At 61.6% G+C, this 17968-nt stretch carries 15 protein-coding genes; 4 read left to right on the top strand and 11 right to left on the bottom strand.

Going from position 1 to position 17968, the window contains the following annotated elements:
• Nucleotides 1–100: 100 nt before the first annotated feature.
• Nucleotides 101–679 carry a Maf family protein gene (locus AB4N98_RS19325; protein WP_116079775.1) on the top strand — a complete coding sequence of 193 codons (579 nt, stop codon included), beginning with the start codon at nucleotides 101–103 and terminating at the stop codon, nucleotides 677–679.
• 132 nt (nucleotides 680–811) lie between these two features.
• Here the strand turns inward: AB4N98_RS19325 and AB4N98_RS19320 are convergent, their stop codons facing one another.
• The 3 genes from AB4N98_RS19320 to rluC are packed head-to-tail and all read right to left on the bottom strand — an operon-like array spanning nucleotide 812 to nucleotide 3427.
• Nucleotides 812–1795, bottom strand: a complete 984-nt coding sequence (locus AB4N98_RS19320) for a S49 family peptidase (RefSeq protein ID WP_017529478.1) — start codon at nucleotides 1793–1795, stop codon at nucleotides 812–814.
• 23 nt (nucleotides 1796–1818) lie between these two features.
• A complete protein-coding gene (locus tag AB4N98_RS19315) occupies nucleotides 1819–2481 on the bottom strand; it encodes an HAD-IA family hydrolase (protein WP_017529477.1) in 663 nt (220 codons plus the stop codon).
• On the bottom strand, nucleotides 2468–3427 hold the full coding sequence (rluC, locus tag AB4N98_RS19310) for a 23S rRNA pseudouridine(955/2504/2580) synthase RluC (protein ID WP_003175615.1): 960 nt from the start codon (nucleotides 3425–3427) through the stop codon (nucleotides 2468–2470). The genes AB4N98_RS19315 and rluC overlap by 14 nt, the downstream gene beginning before the upstream one ends.
• Before the next feature lie 766 nt (nucleotides 3428–4193).
• Here rluC and rne point away from each other — a divergent pair.
• Nucleotides 4194–7406, top strand: coding sequence for a ribonuclease E (rne, locus tag AB4N98_RS19305; protein ID WP_135196852.1), 3213 nt, complete (start codon nucleotides 4194–4196; stop codon nucleotides 7404–7406).
• Between the two features lie 62 nt (nucleotides 7407–7468).
• Here rne and AB4N98_RS19300 read toward each other — a convergent pair whose 3' ends face one another.
• The 3 genes from AB4N98_RS19300 to AB4N98_RS19290 all read right to left on the bottom strand — a co-directional run bounded on the left by AB4N98_RS19300 (nucleotide 7469) and on the right by AB4N98_RS19290 (nucleotide 10507).
• The gene (locus AB4N98_RS19300; RefSeq protein ID WP_068937868.1) at nucleotides 7469–8047 is read right to left on the bottom strand and encodes a nucleotidyltransferase family protein; all 579 of its coding nucleotides are present in this window, start codon (nucleotides 8045–8047) and stop codon (nucleotides 7469–7471) included.
• Nucleotides 8044–9030: an XdhC family protein gene (locus AB4N98_RS19295; RefSeq protein ID WP_065876822.1), complete on the bottom strand. Its 987-nt coding sequence runs from the start codon at nucleotides 9028–9030 to the stop codon at nucleotides 8044–8046. The genes AB4N98_RS19300 and AB4N98_RS19295 overlap by 4 nt, the downstream gene beginning before the upstream one ends.
• Before the next feature lie 145 nt (nucleotides 9031–9175).
• Nucleotides 9176–10507, bottom strand: coding sequence for a dicarboxylate/amino acid:cation symporter (locus tag AB4N98_RS19290; protein ID WP_017529473.1), 1332 nt, complete (start codon nucleotides 10505–10507; stop codon nucleotides 9176–9178).
• A 338-nt stretch (nucleotides 10508–10845) separates the two neighbouring features.
• On the opposite strand from AB4N98_RS19290, the gene AB4N98_RS19285 reads away from it, so the two are divergent.
• A complete protein-coding gene (locus tag AB4N98_RS19285; protein WP_017529472.1) occupies nucleotides 10846–11844 on the top strand; it encodes an AraC family transcriptional regulator in 999 nt (332 codons plus the stop codon).
• Between the two features lie 118 nt (nucleotides 11845–11962).
• Here the strand turns inward: AB4N98_RS19285 and AB4N98_RS19280 are convergent, their stop codons facing one another.
• The 3 genes from AB4N98_RS19280 to AB4N98_RS19270 are packed head-to-tail and all read right to left on the bottom strand — an operon-like array spanning nucleotide 11963 to nucleotide 14310.
• Nucleotides 11963–13309, bottom strand: a complete 1347-nt coding sequence (locus AB4N98_RS19280) for an ATP-binding protein (protein WP_017529471.1) — start codon at nucleotides 13307–13309, stop codon at nucleotides 11963–11965.
• On the bottom strand, nucleotides 13306–13983 hold the full coding sequence (locus AB4N98_RS19275; protein WP_010208358.1) for a response regulator: 678 nt from the start codon (nucleotides 13981–13983) through the stop codon (nucleotides 13306–13308). The genes AB4N98_RS19280 and AB4N98_RS19275 overlap by 4 nt, the downstream gene beginning before the upstream one ends.
• Before the next feature lie 18 nt (nucleotides 13984–14001).
• A complete protein-coding gene (locus AB4N98_RS19270) occupies nucleotides 14002–14310 on the bottom strand; it encodes a hypothetical protein (protein ID WP_017529469.1) in 309 nt (102 codons plus the stop codon).
• A 118-nt stretch (nucleotides 14311–14428) separates the two neighbouring features.
• On the opposite strand from AB4N98_RS19270, the gene AB4N98_RS19265 reads away from it, so the two are divergent.
• Nucleotides 14429–15145 carry a 4'-phosphopantetheinyl transferase family protein gene (locus tag AB4N98_RS19265; RefSeq protein ID WP_065876823.1) on the top strand — a complete coding sequence of 239 codons (717 nt, stop codon included), beginning with the start codon at nucleotides 14429–14431 and terminating at the stop codon, nucleotides 15143–15145.
• A 64-nt stretch (nucleotides 15146–15209) separates the two neighbouring features.
• Here AB4N98_RS19265 and AB4N98_RS19260 read toward each other — a convergent pair whose 3' ends face one another.
• Nucleotides 15210–16820, bottom strand: coding sequence for an ATP-binding protein (locus AB4N98_RS19260; protein WP_017529467.1), 1611 nt, complete (start codon nucleotides 16818–16820; stop codon nucleotides 15210–15212).
• Entirely contained in the window at nucleotides 16817–17542 is a 726-nt protein-coding gene (locus tag AB4N98_RS19255; RefSeq protein WP_017529466.1) for a response regulator, read from the bottom strand. Before AB4N98_RS19255 ends, AB4N98_RS19260 begins: the two co-directional genes overlap by 4 nt.
• Nucleotides 17543–17968: the final 426 nt, after the last annotated feature.

The following is a 17968-nucleotide window of genomic DNA, read 5'->3' as shown; positions in this document are numbered from 1 at the left end:
CAGCATTATAGGGATGCACCCGGCCATGTCAAAGGAAATTCAGCCCTGTGCGTCAGCCGGTCGCCCCGCTAGAATCCGCGACTGCTTTGAGGAGATGCCCATGCTGCCTTTATTACTTGCTTCCAGCTCGGTTTATCGCCGGGATTTGCTGAGCCGCCTACGCCTGCCGTTCATCTGCAGCTCGCCGGATATCGACGAAAGCCACCGTGCCAACGAGCCTGCCGTGGAACTGGTCAAGCGCCTGGCTGAACAGAAGGCACGCGCCCTTGCAGCTCAATACCCCGAGCACCTGATTATCGGATCGGACCAGGTTGCCGCACTGGACGGGCGGATTATCGGCAAACCGCACACCTTCGAAAACGCCCGCGAGCAGTTGTTGGCGGCCAGCGGCAAGCGTGTGAGCTTTCTCACCGGCCTGGCGCTGCTCAATACCAAGACAGGGCACTGCCAGGTGGACTGCGTTCCGTTTACCGTACACATGCGCGAACTGGACGTTGAGCGCATCGAGCGCTATCTGCGGACCGAACAGCCTTATGACTGCGCGGGCAGCTTCAAGGCCGAAGGGCTGGGCGTGAGCCTGTTCCAGAGTACCGAAGGGCCGGATGCCACCAGCCTTGTAGGCCTGCCACTGATTCGACTGGTGGACATGCTGCTGGCCGAAGGCGTGCAAATCCCCTAGGAGAAACATAAATCAAAATGTGGGAGGGGCTTGCCCCCGATAGCGATGGACCCACCAGCTTATTTATGGCTGACACACCGTCATCGGGCACAAGCCCCTTCCACATTTTTGATATCTACCTGCCCCGAACTGTCAGCGTAGGCTCGGGCCCTGGAAGCCCATGTACAGGGCCAGCTTCTCCGCCACGCTGGCACCGAGTTTTTTGGAGAAGCGATCAAACGGCGATTCCTCAACCGTGAAATCCACCAACTCCTTCTCGCCAATCACGTCACGCGCCACCGAACTGGCACTGCCCAGGCCATCGACCAAGCCCAGCGGCAGCGCCTGCTCGCCTGACCAAACCAGACCCGAGAACAACTCCGGGTGCTCTTTGTCTTTCAGACGATCGCCACGCCCCTGCTTCACGCTGGCAATGAACTGGCGATGGGTAGTATCAAGTACGCCCTGCCAGAACTGGGTCTCATCGGCCTTTTGCGGCTGGAATGGGTCAAGGAACGCTTTGTGCTCGCCCGAGGTATAGGTGCGACGCTCTACCCCGAGCTTCTCCATGGTGCCAACAAAGCCGTAACCCGCCGCTGTCACACCAATGGAACCCACCAGGCTGGCCTTGTCGGCATAAATCTGGTCAGCGGCGCTGGCAATATAATAGGCACCCGAAGCCCCCAGGTCGGAAATCACCGCATACAGCTTGATATCCGGATGCAGGCCGCGCAGACGGCGAATCTCGTCATACACATAGCCCGACTGCACCGGGCTGCCGCCTGGGCTGTTGATGCGCAGGATCACGCCCTTGACCTTTGGGTCCTCAAATGCGGCACGCAGACTGGCGACGATGTTATCGGCGCTGGCCGGCTCCTTGTCGGCGATGACCCCACGCACTTCGATCAACGCGGTGTAGTTGGCGCCGCGCGTCGCGCTTTTTTCCATGTCCATCAGCGGGCTGAACAAGGCCAGCATGAGCAACAGATAAGTAAAGGTCAGCAGCTTGAAGAAAATCCCCCAGCGCCGTGCGCGACGTTGCTCCTGGACGCTGGCCAGAAGCGTCTTCTCCAGCAGCTTCCAGCTTTTGTCGTCACCACTTTCTGCCTTTTCAGGCGCTTTCCACTCGTCACTCATGTGCCATCAACCCCGGCTAAGACTTATCGGGCCCGGCTGAGCCAGGCCTGCAATTGCGAAAAATGATCGATCATGACCCTGGGCTCATATGGCTGCAACGCCTCGGCGGATTGGGCGCCATAGCTGACCGCCACACTGTCCATGCCGGCGTTGCGCGCCATCATCAAGTCGAAGGAGGCGTCACCCACCATCAGTGCCTGGCGGGCAGACACGCCGCAATGAGCCAGGATCTGCTCCAGCATCAGAGGATGTGGTTTGCTGGCGGTTTCATCGGCGGCGCGGGTGATATCGAAATAGTCTTCCCAGCCATGGGCCCTGAGCACCCGATCCAGCCCGCGACGCGCCTTGCCGGTGGCGACCGCCAGGTAGTAACCCTCGGCACGGAAGGTGTCCAGCGATTGCACAACCCCTTCAAACAGCGGCGAAGGCTCAGCCTCCAGCGCAATGTAGTGATCGGCGTAGTGCTCGCGAAAAGTGATCAACTCAGGGTCGGTGATTTCGGGATACAGGGTGCGAATCGCCTCAGGCAAGCCCAGACCGATAATGCCCTTGACCGCCAGGTCGCTGCACAACGCAAAGCCTGAACGGGTAGACGCCACGTGCATTGATTCAACGATACGGCCAATGGAGTTGGCCAGGGTCCCGTCCCAATCAAAAATCAGCAGCTTGTAATCAAGGTGCGACACTCAAACGCTCCACGGTCTTGGCCCACATCTCATCGACCGGCGCCTGCAGCTTCAATTCGCCACCGTCCGGCAGCGGCACAGTAAGCATGTAGGCATGCAGGAACAGGCGCTTACCGCCCAGGTCGCGGATTTCCTTGGAGAAACCCTCATCACCGTACTTGGTATCGCCCGCAATGCAGTGGCCCGCATGCAGGGTATGCACGCGGATCTGGTGGGTACGCCCGGTCACCGGCTTGGCCTCGACCATGGTGGCGAAGTCACCGAAGCGGCGCAGCACCTTGAACAGGGTCAGGGCTTCTTTGCCCTCCTCGTCCACTTCGACCATGCGCTCGCCCGAACGCAGGTTGCTCTTTTGCAGCGGCGCGCGGACGCTCTTGATCGAACTGGCCCAGTTGCCGCGCACCAGCGCCATGTAGCGCTTGTCCACGCCATCGCCACGCAGGGCGGTGTGCAAGTGGCGCAGCATGCTGCGTTTTTTGGCAATCATCAGCAGGCCAGAGGTATCGCGGTCCAGCCGATGGACCAGCTCAAGCTCCTTGGCATCCGGGCGCAATTGACGGAAGGCTTCGATCACGCCGAAGTTCAGGCCGCTGCCACCGTGAACCGCAATGCCACACGGCTTGTTGATCACGATCAGCTTGTTGTCTTCGAACACGATCGATGCTTCCAGGCGCTGCAACAGCCCCTGGGCCAAGGGCACAGGCTCGTCACGCTCAGGCACGCGCACGGGCGGCACACGAACGATATCGCCCGCCTGCAACTTGTACTCGGGCTTGATGCGCCCCTTGTTCACGCGCACTTCGCCTTTACGCAAGATGCGGTAAATCAAGGTCTTGGGCACGCCTTTGAGCCTGGCCAGGAGAAAATTGTCGATGCGTTGGCCGGCATATTCCGGCGAGACCTCAAGCAGCTGGACGCTGGGGGTCGGGGGGGCGGTAGTCGTCATGGCGGCGATGATAACAATTTTTATGGAATTGAAGCACTTAATCATTGCTGCTATAGTCGCGAACGCCGCCAAAAGCGGCCTGGCCAGAGGACATGCGGCAAACTGCCGGCCCTGACCATCGCAATTCATCAGGACGCGAGGCCGTCCTACGGGGCTTTCGCCACCTTGGAAGGCTCAGGATTGTAACAAGCGCAGGTGACATGAGGCCTGAAGCGAGTGCGATGCGCAGAGTGAATACTCGCGTTGCGCGCCGATATTTACGGCCAGTTCACAAAGTGCAGTCAGTCTTGTGCCAGACCATGGCGAATGCTTCGGAAACAACGCCTGTTAAGAGCTGAGTGAGAGCGCAATCGCCCACATTCAGTCTTGTTTAGCCATGAGCGTGGACTCCCCATTGGAGAACACGGTAAATGCCAACCCGCTGCGGATTCTGCGCGCGGCAGCACCCGAATTATCAGGGATACGTGTAGGGTGGAGATGCACAACCGTCGGACCGTGTAGCACTAGGCTTATATTTAGACGCTTCATCTCGTCCACAGTCGTCGGTTGATTCCTCCTCCTGACCTTAGCTTTTGTTGAAGTGGTGCCTTTGTCACCACCGCTAACAAGCAGGACGCGTCCGTCGCGATGCCCGCCCAATTGGCAGGCTTTGCTGGACACTGGAGTGGCCAACCACTCTTGACGCACCTGACACCGACCGTGAGAAGTCGTGTGTGCCGAACGCCGTTTCCGGCAGCCCGGAAACCGACGGTACAACATGAAAAGAATGCTGATTAACGCAACTCAACCCGAAGAGTTGCGTGTTGCACTGGTAGATGGCCAACGCCTCTACGACCTAGACATCGAGTCCGGTGCACGCGAGCAAAAGAAGGCCAACATCTACAAAGGCCGTATTACTCGCATCGAACCAAGCCTTGAGGCAGCCTTTGTCGATTTCGGCTCCGAGCGCCACGGCTTCCTGCCCCTCAAAGAAATCTCCCGCGAGTACTTCAAGAAAGCCCCTGAAGGTCGCGTGAATATCAAGGACGTCCTGAGCGAAGGCCAGGAAGTCATCGTTCAGGTCGAAAAAGAAGAACGTGGCAACAAGGGTGCAGCCCTGACCACTTTCATCAGCCTGGCCGGCCGTTACCTGGTGCTGATGCCGAACAACCCACGTGCCGGCGGTATCTCCCGTCGCATCGAAGGCGAAGAGCGCAACGAACTGCGTGAAGCGCTGAACGGCCTGATCGCACCGGCCGACATGGGCCTGATCGTGCGCACTGCGGGCCTGGGCCGCAGCAGCGAAGAAATGCAGTGGGACCTCGACTACCTGCTGCAACTGTGGACCGCCATTAAAGAAGCCTCGCTGGATCGTTCCGCGCCGTTCCTGATCTACCAGGAAAGCAACGTGATCATCCGCGCTATCCGCGATTACCTGCGCCAGGACATCGGCGAAGTGCTGATCGACAGCGTTGAAGCCCAGGACGAAGCCCTGACCTTCATTCGCCAGGTGATGCCGCAGTACGCCAGCAAGATCAAGCTGTACGAAGACAGCGTGCCGCTGTTCAACCGTTTCCAGATCGAAAGCCAGATCGAAACCGCCTTCCAGCGCGTGGTTGAACTGCCTTCCGGCGGCTCCATCGTGATCGACCCGACCGAAGCCCTGGTGTCCATCGACATCAACTCCGCGCGCGCCACGAAGGGTAGCGACATCGAAGAAACCGCCCTGCAGACCAACCTGGAAGCGGCTGAAGAAATCGCCCGCCAGCTGCGTCTGCGTGACATCGGCGGCCTGATCGTGATCGACTTCATCGACATGACCCCCGCCAAGAACCAGCGCGCCGTGGAAGAGAAAGTCCGCGAATGCCTGGAAGCTGACCGTGCCCGCGTACAGGTCGGCCGCATCTCGCGCTTCGGCCTGCTGGAGATGTCCCGTCAGCGCCTGCGCCCTTCCCTGGGCGAGAGCAGCGGCATCGTCTGCCCGCGCTGCAACGGCACCGGCATCATCCGTGACGTTGAATCGCTGTCCCTGGCGATCCTGCGCCTGATCGAAGAAGAAGCCCTGAAAGACCGCACCGCCGAAGTCCGCGCGCAAGTGCCGATCCCGGTTGCAGCCTTCCTGCTCAACGAAAAACGCAACTCGATCACCAAGATCGAACTGCGCACCCGCGCCCGTATCGTGATCCTGCCGAACGATCACCTCGAAACGCCGCACTTCGAAGTGCAGCGCCTGCGTGATGACAGCCCGGAAGCCCACAGCGGCCAGTCCAGCTATGAAATCGCCGCGGCAGCTGCCGAAGTGGAAGAAGTCCAGCCAGCTGCCGCGACCCGCACCCTGGTTCGCCAGGAAGCAGCCGTGAAGACCGCGCCGGCCCGCGCCAACGCACCGGTGCCGGTTGAAGTCGCAGCCCCGGTTGCCGCGCCGGCCGCCCTGCCTGAGCCAAGCCTGTTCAAAGGGCTGGTGAAGTCGCTGGTCAGCCTGTTCGCCAGCAAGGAAGAGCCTGTGGCACCGGTAGTGGTTGAAAAACCCGCATCCGAACGCCCGGCACGCAACGAAGAGCGTCGCAACGGTCGCCAGCAAAGCCGTAACCGCAACGGTCGCCGTGACGAAGAGCGCAAGCCTCGCGAAGAACGTGCACCGCGTGAAGATCGCGCGCCACGTGAAGAGCGTGCGCCTCGCGAAGCCCGTGAAGACACCCCGGCCGTCGCCCGTGAAGAACGTGCACCCCGCGAAGAGCGCGCACCCCGCACCCCGCGCGCCCCACGTGAAGACCGCAAGCCACGTGGCGAGCGTGAAGAGCGCGTGCGTGAACTGCGCGAGCCGCTGGACGCCGCCGCGCCAGCCGTTGCTGGCGCTGCCGCCACTACCGAAGAGCGCCCGGCCCGCCAGCCGCGTGAAGAACGCGCCCCACGTGAAGAGCGCCAGCCGCGCCCTGCGCGTGAAGAGCGTCAACCACGCGCCGAGCAAGCCGCTGCCGCCAGCGAAGAAGAAGTGCTGACCGGTGAAGAGCACTCGCAGGAAGATGGCCAGGAAGGCGCCGAAGGCGACCGTCCACGCCGCCGCTCCCGTGGCCAGCGTCGTCGCAGCAACCGTCGCGAGCGTCAGCGTGATGCCAACGGCAACGTGATCGAAGGCTCGGAAGAAGCCGGCGAGAACGCGCAAGCCCACACCAGCGAACCGACCGGCGCCGAACTGGCTGCCGGGCTGGCCGTTACCGCTGCCGTTGCCAGCTCGGTCATCAGCGCACCTGCTGAAGCCCAGGCTCACGAGCAAGCTGAACGCGCCACGGCTGCTGTCGAAGAAACCGCTGCTGTAGAAGCGCCTGTTGCCGAGACTCCCGTAGTTGAAGCACCTGTCGTTGAAGCCACCACCCCGATCGAAGCCCCAGTGGTTCCGGAAGTGGAAGTGGCACCGGTTCGCGACGCCCAGCCAGAAACCGAAGTGGTTGCCGTTGAACCGGCTCCAGTGGTTGAACCTCAGCCAGTGGTTGAAGCCCCGGTTGAAGTCGCGGCTCAAGCCCCGGTTGCCGAAGAAGCCGCCCCGGCAGTGCGTGAAGTTCGTGAAGAACAGACCGCCTTCCAATGGGCTGCCGAGCCCGCCGCTCCGATTGAAGCCCCAGCGCCTGCGCCTGTCGTAGAAGAAGCGCCGGCACCGGTTGCCGAAGTGGTTGAAGCGGCTCCGGTTGTGGTTGCCGAGCCTGCGCCAGCGGTCGAAGTGCCGGCCGTCGCCGAAGTTGAAGCGCCAGTGGTCGAAACGCCCCCTGCCAGCGCCCTGACCGAAAACGGCCGCGCACCGAACGACCCTCGTGAAGTGCGTCGCCGTCGCAAGGAAGCTGAAGCCGCCGCTGCCGCCGCTGCTGCTGCTGCTGCTCCAGCCGTAGTCGAAGCCGTCGAGGCGCCAGCCCCGGTTGCTGAAACCGTGGTTGAGCACGCCGCTGCTGAAGCAGTGGTAGAGCACCAGGCCCAGGAAGAAGAACACGAGACCAAACCTCTCGTCTGATTCCATGAGCCACTAAAAAGCCCCGCCTGAGTGATCAGGCGGGGCTTTTTTATGGTTGCTGATTAGCGGTAATCCAACGACGCGGGCACATCCACATCCCATGACACACCGGGGTCATCCACCGGCACTTCCTTCAGCGCAGCCTGCGCAAACAGCGATTTGGCACCACGGTCCCCGGTCAATGCCATCAAGGCAGGCCCGAATGCGCGGGCAAACGCGACCGGATGCCCATATCGCCCGGCATGCACGGGCACGTTGATGCTATCGAGACCTTCCATCACGCGCTCGATTGTCGAGGCCTGAATAAACGGCATATCCCCCAGCACCACCAACCAGCCCTGCGCCGAAGCGCTGGCCGCGACGCCTGCGGCAATGCTGTGGCCCATGCCGGCCGATTGCAGCAACAAGACCTTGCAGCCATACGTTTTGGCCAACTGAATAACGGCCGTACGATCCGGCGAAGTCACCACCCAGCGCTCCACCAGCCCCTGCGGCAGATTCACCAGCACCTGTTCGATCACCGGCCGCGTCACGCCGTCCCGGCCGACGCAGGGCGCCAGCAACTTATCCTGATCCCTCCCCGCTTCAGCGCGAAACCGGCTGCCCTGCCCTGCCGCCAGCACAATCGCGGCGAGCGTCACTCAACCACCACCGGCAAGGGTTTTTTCTGCATCGGCGCCACGCCATTTTTGATCGCGACAATTTCCGCCAGTAGCGACAGAGCGATTTCCGCCGGTGTGTGGCTGCCGATATGCAACCCAATCGGCCCGTGCAACCGCGCGATCGCCGCCGCCGATAAGCCTAATGCAGCGAGGGTTTCCCGGCGTTTTTGCGTGTTGACCCGCGACCCCAGCGCACCGATGTAAAAAGCACTCGAATTCAACGCAGTCAGCAATGCCATATCGTCCAGACGCGGGTCGTGAGTCAGGCAGACAATGGCCGTGCGCTCGTCGGTCTGGATACTCAATACCGCTTCATCAGGCATGCCCGGCACAAAACGACCATGTTGCTCTTCCCAGCCGTACACAAACTCTTCACGCGGGTCGCAGATCAACACTTCAAAATCCAGCAAACGCGCCATTTCGGCCACGTAGCGCGACAGTTGCCCAGCACCGATCAACAGTAGGCGCCAGCGCGGGCCGTAGATGGCCCGCAAGCGTTCACCGTCGAAGCTCACCACGTCGGTCTTGCTCGCGCTGCTCAAGGTGACTTCGCCGGTGACCAGGTTCAGCTCGCGCGCGACGACTTGATGGTCCTCACAACGCGCCAGCAATTCCTCGACCCAACCCCAGTCATCCACCCGCTCTTCGGTCAGGCGCAGGGTGCCGCCGCAAGGCAGGCCAAAACGCGCCGCTTCATCGCGCGTCACGCCGTAGGTCACCAATTGCACGGGCGGGCCGTCAGCGGGTAAGCGGCCATCCTGCAGGCGCGCGATCAGGTCATCCTCGATGCACCCACCCGAAACCGAGCCAATCACCACCCCATCGCCGCGCAAGGCCAGCATCGCCCCCGGTGGGCGCGGGGCACTGCCCCAGGTCTGCACCACGCTGTACAACACCACTCGCTGCCCGGCGCGGCGCCATTCGAGCACGCTGCGCAGGACATTCAGATCCACACTGTCCATCACGCCTCCCGCCAGCGTTGTTGCTGAAATATTTATTTACTGTAAAGCAAAAGAATTCAAAAGTGGCCGCGCACAAACGCAAACGCCCCGAACCAGTCGGGGCGTTTGCAGATGACGGCTAGCGTGAGTTCACGCCATCAGTCGTTTACTTGACCACAGGTGCAGGGCCTTCGGCCACGCCCAGGTCATCGAGTTCGCGGGTTTCGGAGATACCGGTACCACCGGACGCCAGCTCGCTTTGCAGCTTGTCGGTGTCCAGTTCCTTGACCCACTTGGCCACAACGATAGTGGCAACTGCGTTACCCACCAGGTTGGTCAGTGCGCGGGCTTCGGACATGAAGCGGTCGATGCCCAGGATCAGCGCCAGGCCGGCAACCGGCAGGTGGCCGACGGCCGACAGGGTTGCCGCCAGTACGATGAAACCACTACCGGTCACGCCGGCAGCACCTTTGGAGGACAACAGCAGCACCAGCAGCAGGGTGATCTGGTGGGTAATGTCCATGTGGGTGTCGGTCGCCTGGGCGATGAACACGGCCGCCATGGTCAGGTAGATCGAGGTACCGTCGAGGTTGAACGAGTAGCCGGTCGGGATCACCAGGCCTACCACGGATTTCTTCGCGCCCAGACGCTCCATCTTGATCAGCATGCGTGGCAGTGCGGATTCGGAAGAAGAAGTACCCAGTACGATCAACAGCTCTTCACGGATGTAGCGGATCAGTTTGATCACACTGAAGCCGTGGGCGCGGCAGATGGCGCCCAGCACCACCAGCACGAACAGGACGCAGGTGATGTAGAAGCAGATCATCAACTGGCCCAGTTGCACCAGCGAACCTACACCGTAGGCACCGATGGTGAACGCCATCGCACCCAGGGCACCGATCGGCGCAAGCTTCATGATCATGTTGATGATGTTGAACATCACGTGGGCGAAGCGATCAATGAAGTCCAGTACCGGCTTGCCGTAGGCGCCCAGGCGGTGCAGGGCGAAACCGAAGATCACCGAGAACATCAGCACTTGCAGGATGTCGCCGTTGGCGAAGGCGCCGACAATGGTGTTCGGGATAACGTTGAGGATAAAGCCGACGATGCTCTGGTCTTTACCGGCAGTCACGTAAGCCGCGACTTTGGACGCGTCCAGGGTGGCCACGTCGATGTGCATGCCGGCGCCCGGTTGCACAACGTTCACGACAACCAGACCGATCAGCAGGGCGATGGTGGATACGATTTCGAAGTACAGCAGCGCGTAGCCGCCGGTTTTGCCGACCGATTTCATGCTCTGCATGCCGGCGATGCCGCTGACAACGGTGCAGAAGATGATCGGCGCAATGACCATTTTGATCAGTTTGATAAACCCGTCACCCAGCGGCTTGAGGGCCACACCGGTCTGCGGGTAGAAGTGGCCCAGCAAAATACCGATAACGATTGCAACGATCACCTGGAAATACAGGGATTTGTAGATTGGCTGACGAGTCGTCATTGCGAAATTCCTCAAACGTCCCATGGGGCAAATATCCGCCATTGCCCACGGCACTTGAATTGCGAACCCTCCTGCACTGGAGGGATTTGTTGTTTACGAGGCCTGTAGGACTAAGCCTGCGCTGTCTTGTGTATCGCAAACGCCGTGCCACTTTCGGCAAATCCGCTAAAGGCCTTTAGACATCAGGGTTTAGGGTTTCCAAGCAGGGTTCCCGCCACCGAAGCGGTTGGCGGATTTCCGCCGCACGGCCCGATCCCGTCCTACAATTTGGCGGATATCCGCCTTGTTGCCCTGCTCGTCAATGACTACCCTCTGGCCTTCCGCAACGAGGGCCCCGCATGCGTGAACGTACCATCGCCAGTCACTACGCCCGCGCTGCCCTCGGGGGTGCGCGTCGGGCCGGTTACGATTATTCGGGCCTGCTCCAGCAGGTGGGCATCACTCCTGAATTGTTGACCGAAGCGCGTGCACGCATCACCCCGGAACAATTTACCCACTTGCTGCAAATGCTCTGGCAGGGGCTGGACGACGAATACCTGGGGTTCGCCGAGGCCCCGAGCAAACGCGGCACCTTTGCCATGATGTGCCACGCGCTGATTCACTGCCGCACGCTGGAGAAGGCCCTGGAACGCGGCTTATTATTTTATAGCCTATTCCCACAAGGCCCGCGCTGGCAGCTGACGCTAGATGGCGAAATGGCCCACTTGAGCCTGGATGACTCGCACCTATGGGACCCGGACCACTTTCTCAGCGAATGCCTGCTGGTGATCTGGCATCGCCTGGGCAGTTGGCTGATTGGCCAGCGCATCCGGCTGCACCAGGCCACGTTCAGCTACCCGATGCCCGCCCACGCCAGTGAATATGACCTGCTGTTCCCCTGCCCCCTGGTGTTCGGTGCACCGAACAGCAGCCTTGTGTTTCCCGCCCGCTATTTGAGCCTGCCGCTGTTGCAGGACGAACGCACCCTCAAACATTTTCTCGAACGCTCCCCCGCCGACCTGCTGTCACGCCCGGATGAAGGCGATAGCCTGAGCAGCCAGTTGCGTCGTCTGTTAAGTCGCGACCGCACGCCCTGGCCGGATCTGGAAGCCGTCGCCCAACACCTGCACGTCAGCCCGCAAACCCTGCGTCGGCATTTGCGCGAAGAAGGCACCAGTTTCCAGACGCTCAAGGACGAACTGCGGCGGGACATCGCCATCTACCACTTGGGCCGGGCGGATTTGTCGTTGCAAGCGATCGCCGAGCAGTTGGGCTTTTCAGAACCGTCGGCGTTTCATCGGGCGTTCAAGAAGTGGACGGGGCTCACGCCGGGGGCCTACAGAGCGCAGGAGCGTTAAAGATGTGTCGCCTGGCCGGGCCTCATCGGGGGCAAGCCCCCTCCCACACTTGAATGTATTCAGAGATCAAAATGTGGGAGGGGCTTGCCCCCGATGAGGCCTTTACAGCCCATAAGGATCAAACAGCCGGAAAATGAATCCTGAACGCCGCCCCACCCAAAGGTGAATCGCCCAGGGTCAGCCGCGCGCCGTAGCTTTCGATGATGTCCTTGACCACCGCCAGCCCAATCCCCTGTCCAGGGTGCTGGCGGTCCAGCCGCTCGCCGCGCTGCAAAATCCGCGCGCGCTGATCCGGCGGTACGCCGGGGCCGTCATCTTCGATGCACAACTCGATGCCTTCAAGGCTTTCTACCAGGCTGATGTGCACTTCGCTCAGGCACAGGCGGTAGGCGTTTTCCAGCAGGTTGCCGAGCAACTCGAGCAAGGCGCCCTTCTCGATTGGTATGTCGCACGCCTGCGGCAAGTCAAAAGACACCGTGACGCCCTTGTCGCGGTACACCTTGCCCAGCGTATCGCACAGGCTTTGCAGCACCGGTTCAAGGCGCACCTGATGGCGCACCAGGCCGCTTTTGCGCAAGCTGGCACGTTGGAGCTGATAGCTGATCTGCTGGCTCATGCGCTCGATCTGCGATTGCAGCACCCAGGCCTGGTCGCGGTCCTCGGGGCGCTGGGCCATGTCTTCGCTCACGCCTTGCAACACCGCAAGCGGGGTTTTCAGGCTATGGGCCAGGTCGTCCAGAGAATCGCGGTAGCGCGCCCGCTGCTCGCGTTCACTGTGCAGCAAGCGGTTGAGGGAGCCGGTAAGGCGCAGTAATTCACGGGGGTGTTGTTCGGAGAGACTTTCACGGGTGCCGCCCTCGATCTGGTCCAACTCCTGGCTCAACCGCCGCAAGGCTTGCAGGCCCCAGGTCAGGCCCAGCCACAGTAAGGTCAGTAGCACCAGCAATGCCGCGCCGAAACCCAGGTAAAGGTTCTCGCGCAGGCCCTCCAGGGTCAGCTGGTATTCACGCACCGGTTGCAGGGCCACGATACTGAACGCCGCGCTCTTGCCGCCAAGCAGCTTGACCTCCACGTCATAGACGAAGAATTCCTGGCCGTCGGCCTCGCGGATCCGCGCAAACTCATTGCCACGCCCGTCGTAACGCGGCTTGTAGTTGATGTTTTCGTCGCGGGTCGCCCGCGAGCGCCACACCAGATGGCCTTCGCGGTCGTAGATATAGCCGAGCAACCGGCTATCGGTGAGGTTGAAACGCTCATCCGGCAATTGCGCCGGCATCAGCAGACGATTGTTTTCGACCCGCGCGGCCGAGATCAACGTCGTGACATCCGACGCCAGGCGCTGCTCGATAGAGTCCTGCAACGCCAGGCTGAACGCACCTTGCATGGCGGGCAACAAGCCCAGCATAAACAGCACGGCCAGGGTGGTGGCCGCCAGCATCAAGCGCACGCGTAACGAGCGAATCAACGGCAGCGCTCATTGAACAGGTAGCCCAGGCCGCGCACGGTGTCGATCGGTTTGAACCCGGCCGGGCCTTCCAATTTGCGGCGCAGGCGGCCGACCAGCACTTCAATGACGTTTGGATCACGCTCGTCATCATCGGGGTAGAGCTGTTCCATCAAGCGGTCCTTGGCGACGACTTGCTGGTGATGGCGCATCAGGTATTCGAGGATGCGGTATTCGTAGGCGGTCAATGCCAAGGGCTGTTCGTCGAGCGACGCTTGCTTGCGGTTGAGGTCCAGCAGCAGAGGCCCGGCGACGATGGTCGACTGGGTAAACCCGCTGGAGCGACGCAGCAAGGCGTTCATGCGCGCCTCCAGCTCTTCGAACTGGAACGGCTTGACCACATAGTCGTCGGCACCGGCGGCCAGGCCTTCGACCTTGTCCTGCCAGTTACCGCGTGCGGTGAGGATCAGGATCGGGAAGGTCTTGGCCTGGGTGCGCAATTGGCGGATCAGGTCCAGGCCGCCCATGCCGGGCAGGCCCAGGTCGATGATCGCCAGGTCGTGGTTGAATTGGCCGGTCTGGTAAAGCGCCTCTTCGGCATTCGCCACAGCCTCGACCACATGGCCGCTGTCGGTCAGGCGGGTAAACAAGTGATGACGCAACAGCGCCTCATCTTCCACCACCAGCAATTTCATAAGGCTCTCCAAAGCAAATCAACTGTCCGACAGGAGGACATCATAGCGGCCCTGCAGGTCTTGCGGGCGCAGTTTAATGCCATTGAACCGGCCGCTCAGATGTTCATAGCCGACGCGGTAGGTTGGCTGCGGGGCAGCAAGCCCCAGGGCCTGGCCCCAAGGCTGGGGCTGGCTGCCTGCATCCTCGAAACTCACACGCTGGATCAGGCTACTGGTTTTCTTGGTTTTCTCCCTGCCGAACTCGGCGAAGGCACCTTCCGAGGCTTGGGCCCCGGCGGTGGCACTGAGCAGGGTCAAGGCCAACATCAGCTTTTTGATCGCAGTCATGGTGGGTTACCTCATACGCGTTTGGGCTGTTGTGACCAGCCTACGCAAACGCCCCTGAACTCCCCCTGAACAGCCGCGGGCTATCCGCGGGCGCTGCAACTCGGCAAAATACCGCCCCATGACGCCCCTACCCGCTTGCTGCACTCCACTCGATGCCCATTGGCCGCTGCCCGTTCCCTTGCCGGGCACGGTGTTTCTCAGCACCCGTTTTGACCCGGCGCTATTAACCGCTGGGGACTTCCAGCGCAGCGCCGTGCCGCCACCGCCGAGCATCCAGCGCTCGGTGGCCAAGCGCCAGGCCGAGTTTCTCGCCGGTCGAGTGTGTGCCCGCGCCGCACTGCAACAGCTCGACCACCTCAACTGCATCCCCGCGATCGGCGAAGACCGTGCGCCGGTATGGCCTTCGCATATCAGTGGCTCGATCACCCACAGCACCGGGCATGCGGCAGCGATTGTCGGGCACAAGGCCCAATGGCGCGGGCTGGGCATGGATCTGGAAAATGTGCTGACACGAGAACGGGCGGAGCGCCTGGCCGGGGAGATTCTCACCGCTGATGAATTGCAGCGCATGGCCACGGTAGACCGCGAGCAGGCGGCCCTGTTGGTGACGCTGACGTTTTCGGTCAAAGAGAGCCTGTTCAAGGCGCTGTATCCGATTGTGCAGACGCGCTTCTACTTTGAGCATGCCGAGGTGGTGCAATGGTCGCCGGCCGGGCACGTGCGCTTGCGGCTGTTGATCGACCTGTCCAGCGAGTGGTGCCACGGCAAGGAGCTGGTTGGGCAGTTTGCGGTGGCTGATGGGCAGTTGTTGAGCCTGGTGGCCGTCGGCGTCTGATCGATCGCTATTGGGAGCAAGCCCCCTCCCACACTGTGATCTGTGGCTACCTTCGACAGCGGTGTCAGGGCTTGTCCTGATCCCTCGGCCAACTCAGGCTGAAGCATGCCCCGCCCAGGTTATTGCTCTTGCCGATCAGCGCCCGCCCGCCATGCCAGTAAATAATCCGCCGCACAATCGACAAGCCCAGGCCATGCCCGCCGGACGCGCGGGTGCGGCTGTCGTCGAGACGCAGGAACGGCGTAAAAATGCGTTCCCAGGCACTTTCCGGCACACCGGGGCCGTCATCTTCCACATCGATGCGGCAACGTACCTGGCCGACCTGATAACTGATCAACACCTGGCCCTGGGCATGGCGCATGGCGTTGCTCACCAGGTTTTGCAGGGCGCGGTGCAGGTAACGCGGTTCGGCGTCGACCCAGGCATCGTCCCAATGCGCCGATGACAGGCAGATCCCACGGGCGACGGTCACTTGCGGGCGCAGTGGCGATAATTCGCCGATCACTTGGTCGAGCAACGCATCAAGATCGACCCGCTGGAAATTCAGCTCCGGCGCGCCCTGCTCAAGCCGGGCGTAGGTGAGCATTTCATCCACCAGGCCGTCGAGGTCCTGGATATCACTGTCCATGCCGTCCAGGTACTTGCGCCGCGTTTCAGGGGTGGCGGCTTCGCCAATCATCTCCAGCCCAAAACGCAGGCGCGCCACCGGTGTGCGCAGTTCATGGGACACGGCGCGCACCAGTTCTCGCTGGATCGCCAGCAATTGTTGCAAGTGCTCGGCCATGCCATTGAACGCCGCGGCCAGGCGCCCTACCGAGTCGGCGCCACGGGCCGGTACCCGCACCTCCAGATTGCCTTTGGCGATGCGTGTGGCGGCGGCTTCCAGGCCGCGCAGCCGACGCTCGAGCTGACGCACCAAGAGATAGACGATCAGGCCGATCAGGGTCAGGCCGATCAAGGCGATCAGCACCAGCCATTGCGGCGGATACGGGTTCATCTGGTACAACGGGCCGAGCTCCAGCACCCAGGGCGTGCCGACCATACCGGCAAACACGCGGATCGAGTCGCCGCCCTTGCCCAGGGCCATCACCGTATCGCCTTCCGACACACGGCGACGCTGGTCATCGTCCATGTCCGCCTGATCGAGTGTCATCAAGTGCATGTCGAAGCCAAAGCCCTTGGCCTGTTTTATATCCGCCAGCCGTTGCGGTTGCTCGGCCACCGCAAAGCGCACCAGTTCGTCGGCCAACAGGTAAATGGTCGCACGGGCCAGCTGCTCGCTGATCTGCTGCACCTCCCCCGTGAGCACCCACTGCTCTTTATCACTGACCAGGCGCAGCACGCGGGCGGCATGGGGCCCGGTCTGCTGTACCAGCACGTGGCCGCGTTGCAGGCGATTGCGCTGGCTGAGGTCCAGCTGGGCGTCGGTGAGGCTGCGCAGTTCCAGCGGAATGCCCAGCAAACGCTCCCATACCGCCAACGCGCGCTGACGCTCGATGGCGCTCATGGGGCGCAGGTTGTCGCCCATCAAGGCGAAGGTGCCATGGGCCAGGCGTTCGCGGTACTGGCCGCTGCGCACCTCGTTGAGCAAGTGCAGGGCCAGCACACCGAGCAGCGCCACCAGAATCAGCGCCGCGCACATGCCGCCGTAGATGCGCAGGAAGATCGAGTTCACAGCGGCATGTCGGCGCAGGCTTCGGGGACGAACAGGTAGCCTTTGCTGCGGATGGTCTTGATCAGGCGCGGGTGAATCGGGTCGTCGCCGATTTTGGGGCGAATGCGCGAAATGCGCACATCAATGGAGCGATCCTGACCGTCATAGCCGACGCCACGCAGGGCGATAAAGATTTCTTCGCGGGACAGAATGCGCCCGGCATTCGCCACCAGTAGCCACAACAGGTCGAATTCGGCGCTGGTCAGTTCGATGCCGCTGTCATGCAGCCAGGCTTCGCGCAGGGCGTTGTCCACCACCAACGGGCCGAATTGCAGGCGGCGCTGGTTTTCCACCGCCACGGGCTCGACCGGCTCGCTGCGCCGTAGCAAGGCCTGGATGCGCGCCAGCAACAGGCGCGGGCGCACGGGTTTGCATACGTAGTCGTCGGCGCCCATGTCCAGGCCGAGCACCTGGTCCATGTCGTCGGTGCGCGCGGTAAGCATCAGGATCACGCCGTCATAGCGTTCGCGCACCTTACGGCAGATGCTCAGGCCGTCTTCACCGGGCAGCATCAGGTCGAGGATCACCAGGTCCGGTTGCTCGGCGATGATCCGCGCCGCGGCCAGGGCGCCGTCACCTTCGACCGACACGCGCAGGCCGTTGCTCTCCAGGTACTCGCGGGTCAACTCGGCCAATCGCTGGTCGTCCTCGACAATCAATATGTGCCAGGCTTCTTGCTCCATGCGTTGTCCTCATTGTTATAAAAAATGCCCCCTCCCACAGGTTGGTCTTCACCAGGCAGATACCCTGTTTGTCATGTTGGGAAGGCATAAAAGGAGGCGATTGTAGCCATGCCCCAACCCTTGCGCACAAGCCGGGAAATCCATTCGGTGATCGCATTTTTTTGTGATAGGGTTCGCGCCCTTCGAAATTCGCCGGGCTGTTTGGTCCTTGGAACATTTAGTGACAAACGGCGCAATGCAGCAGTGATGCGGCCTACACGGCAGTTCCACCTTTCATACACATTTTACTCACAGCGTTATCCACAGGTTAGTGCGTTGCTAAGGCGTCCAAAACGCATTATCTTGTAGCTCGGCGACAACACAGACCCTACATGTAGGGTTTTTGAACAAATTGCCCAACCACACAAGTGGCACGAAATTCAAGCG

The organism is Pseudomonas sp. S3_E10 (assembly GCF_054667615.1).
The sequence above is the reverse complement of the archived record's forward strand: the minus strand, read 5'-3'. Positions and strand labels throughout refer to the sequence as shown.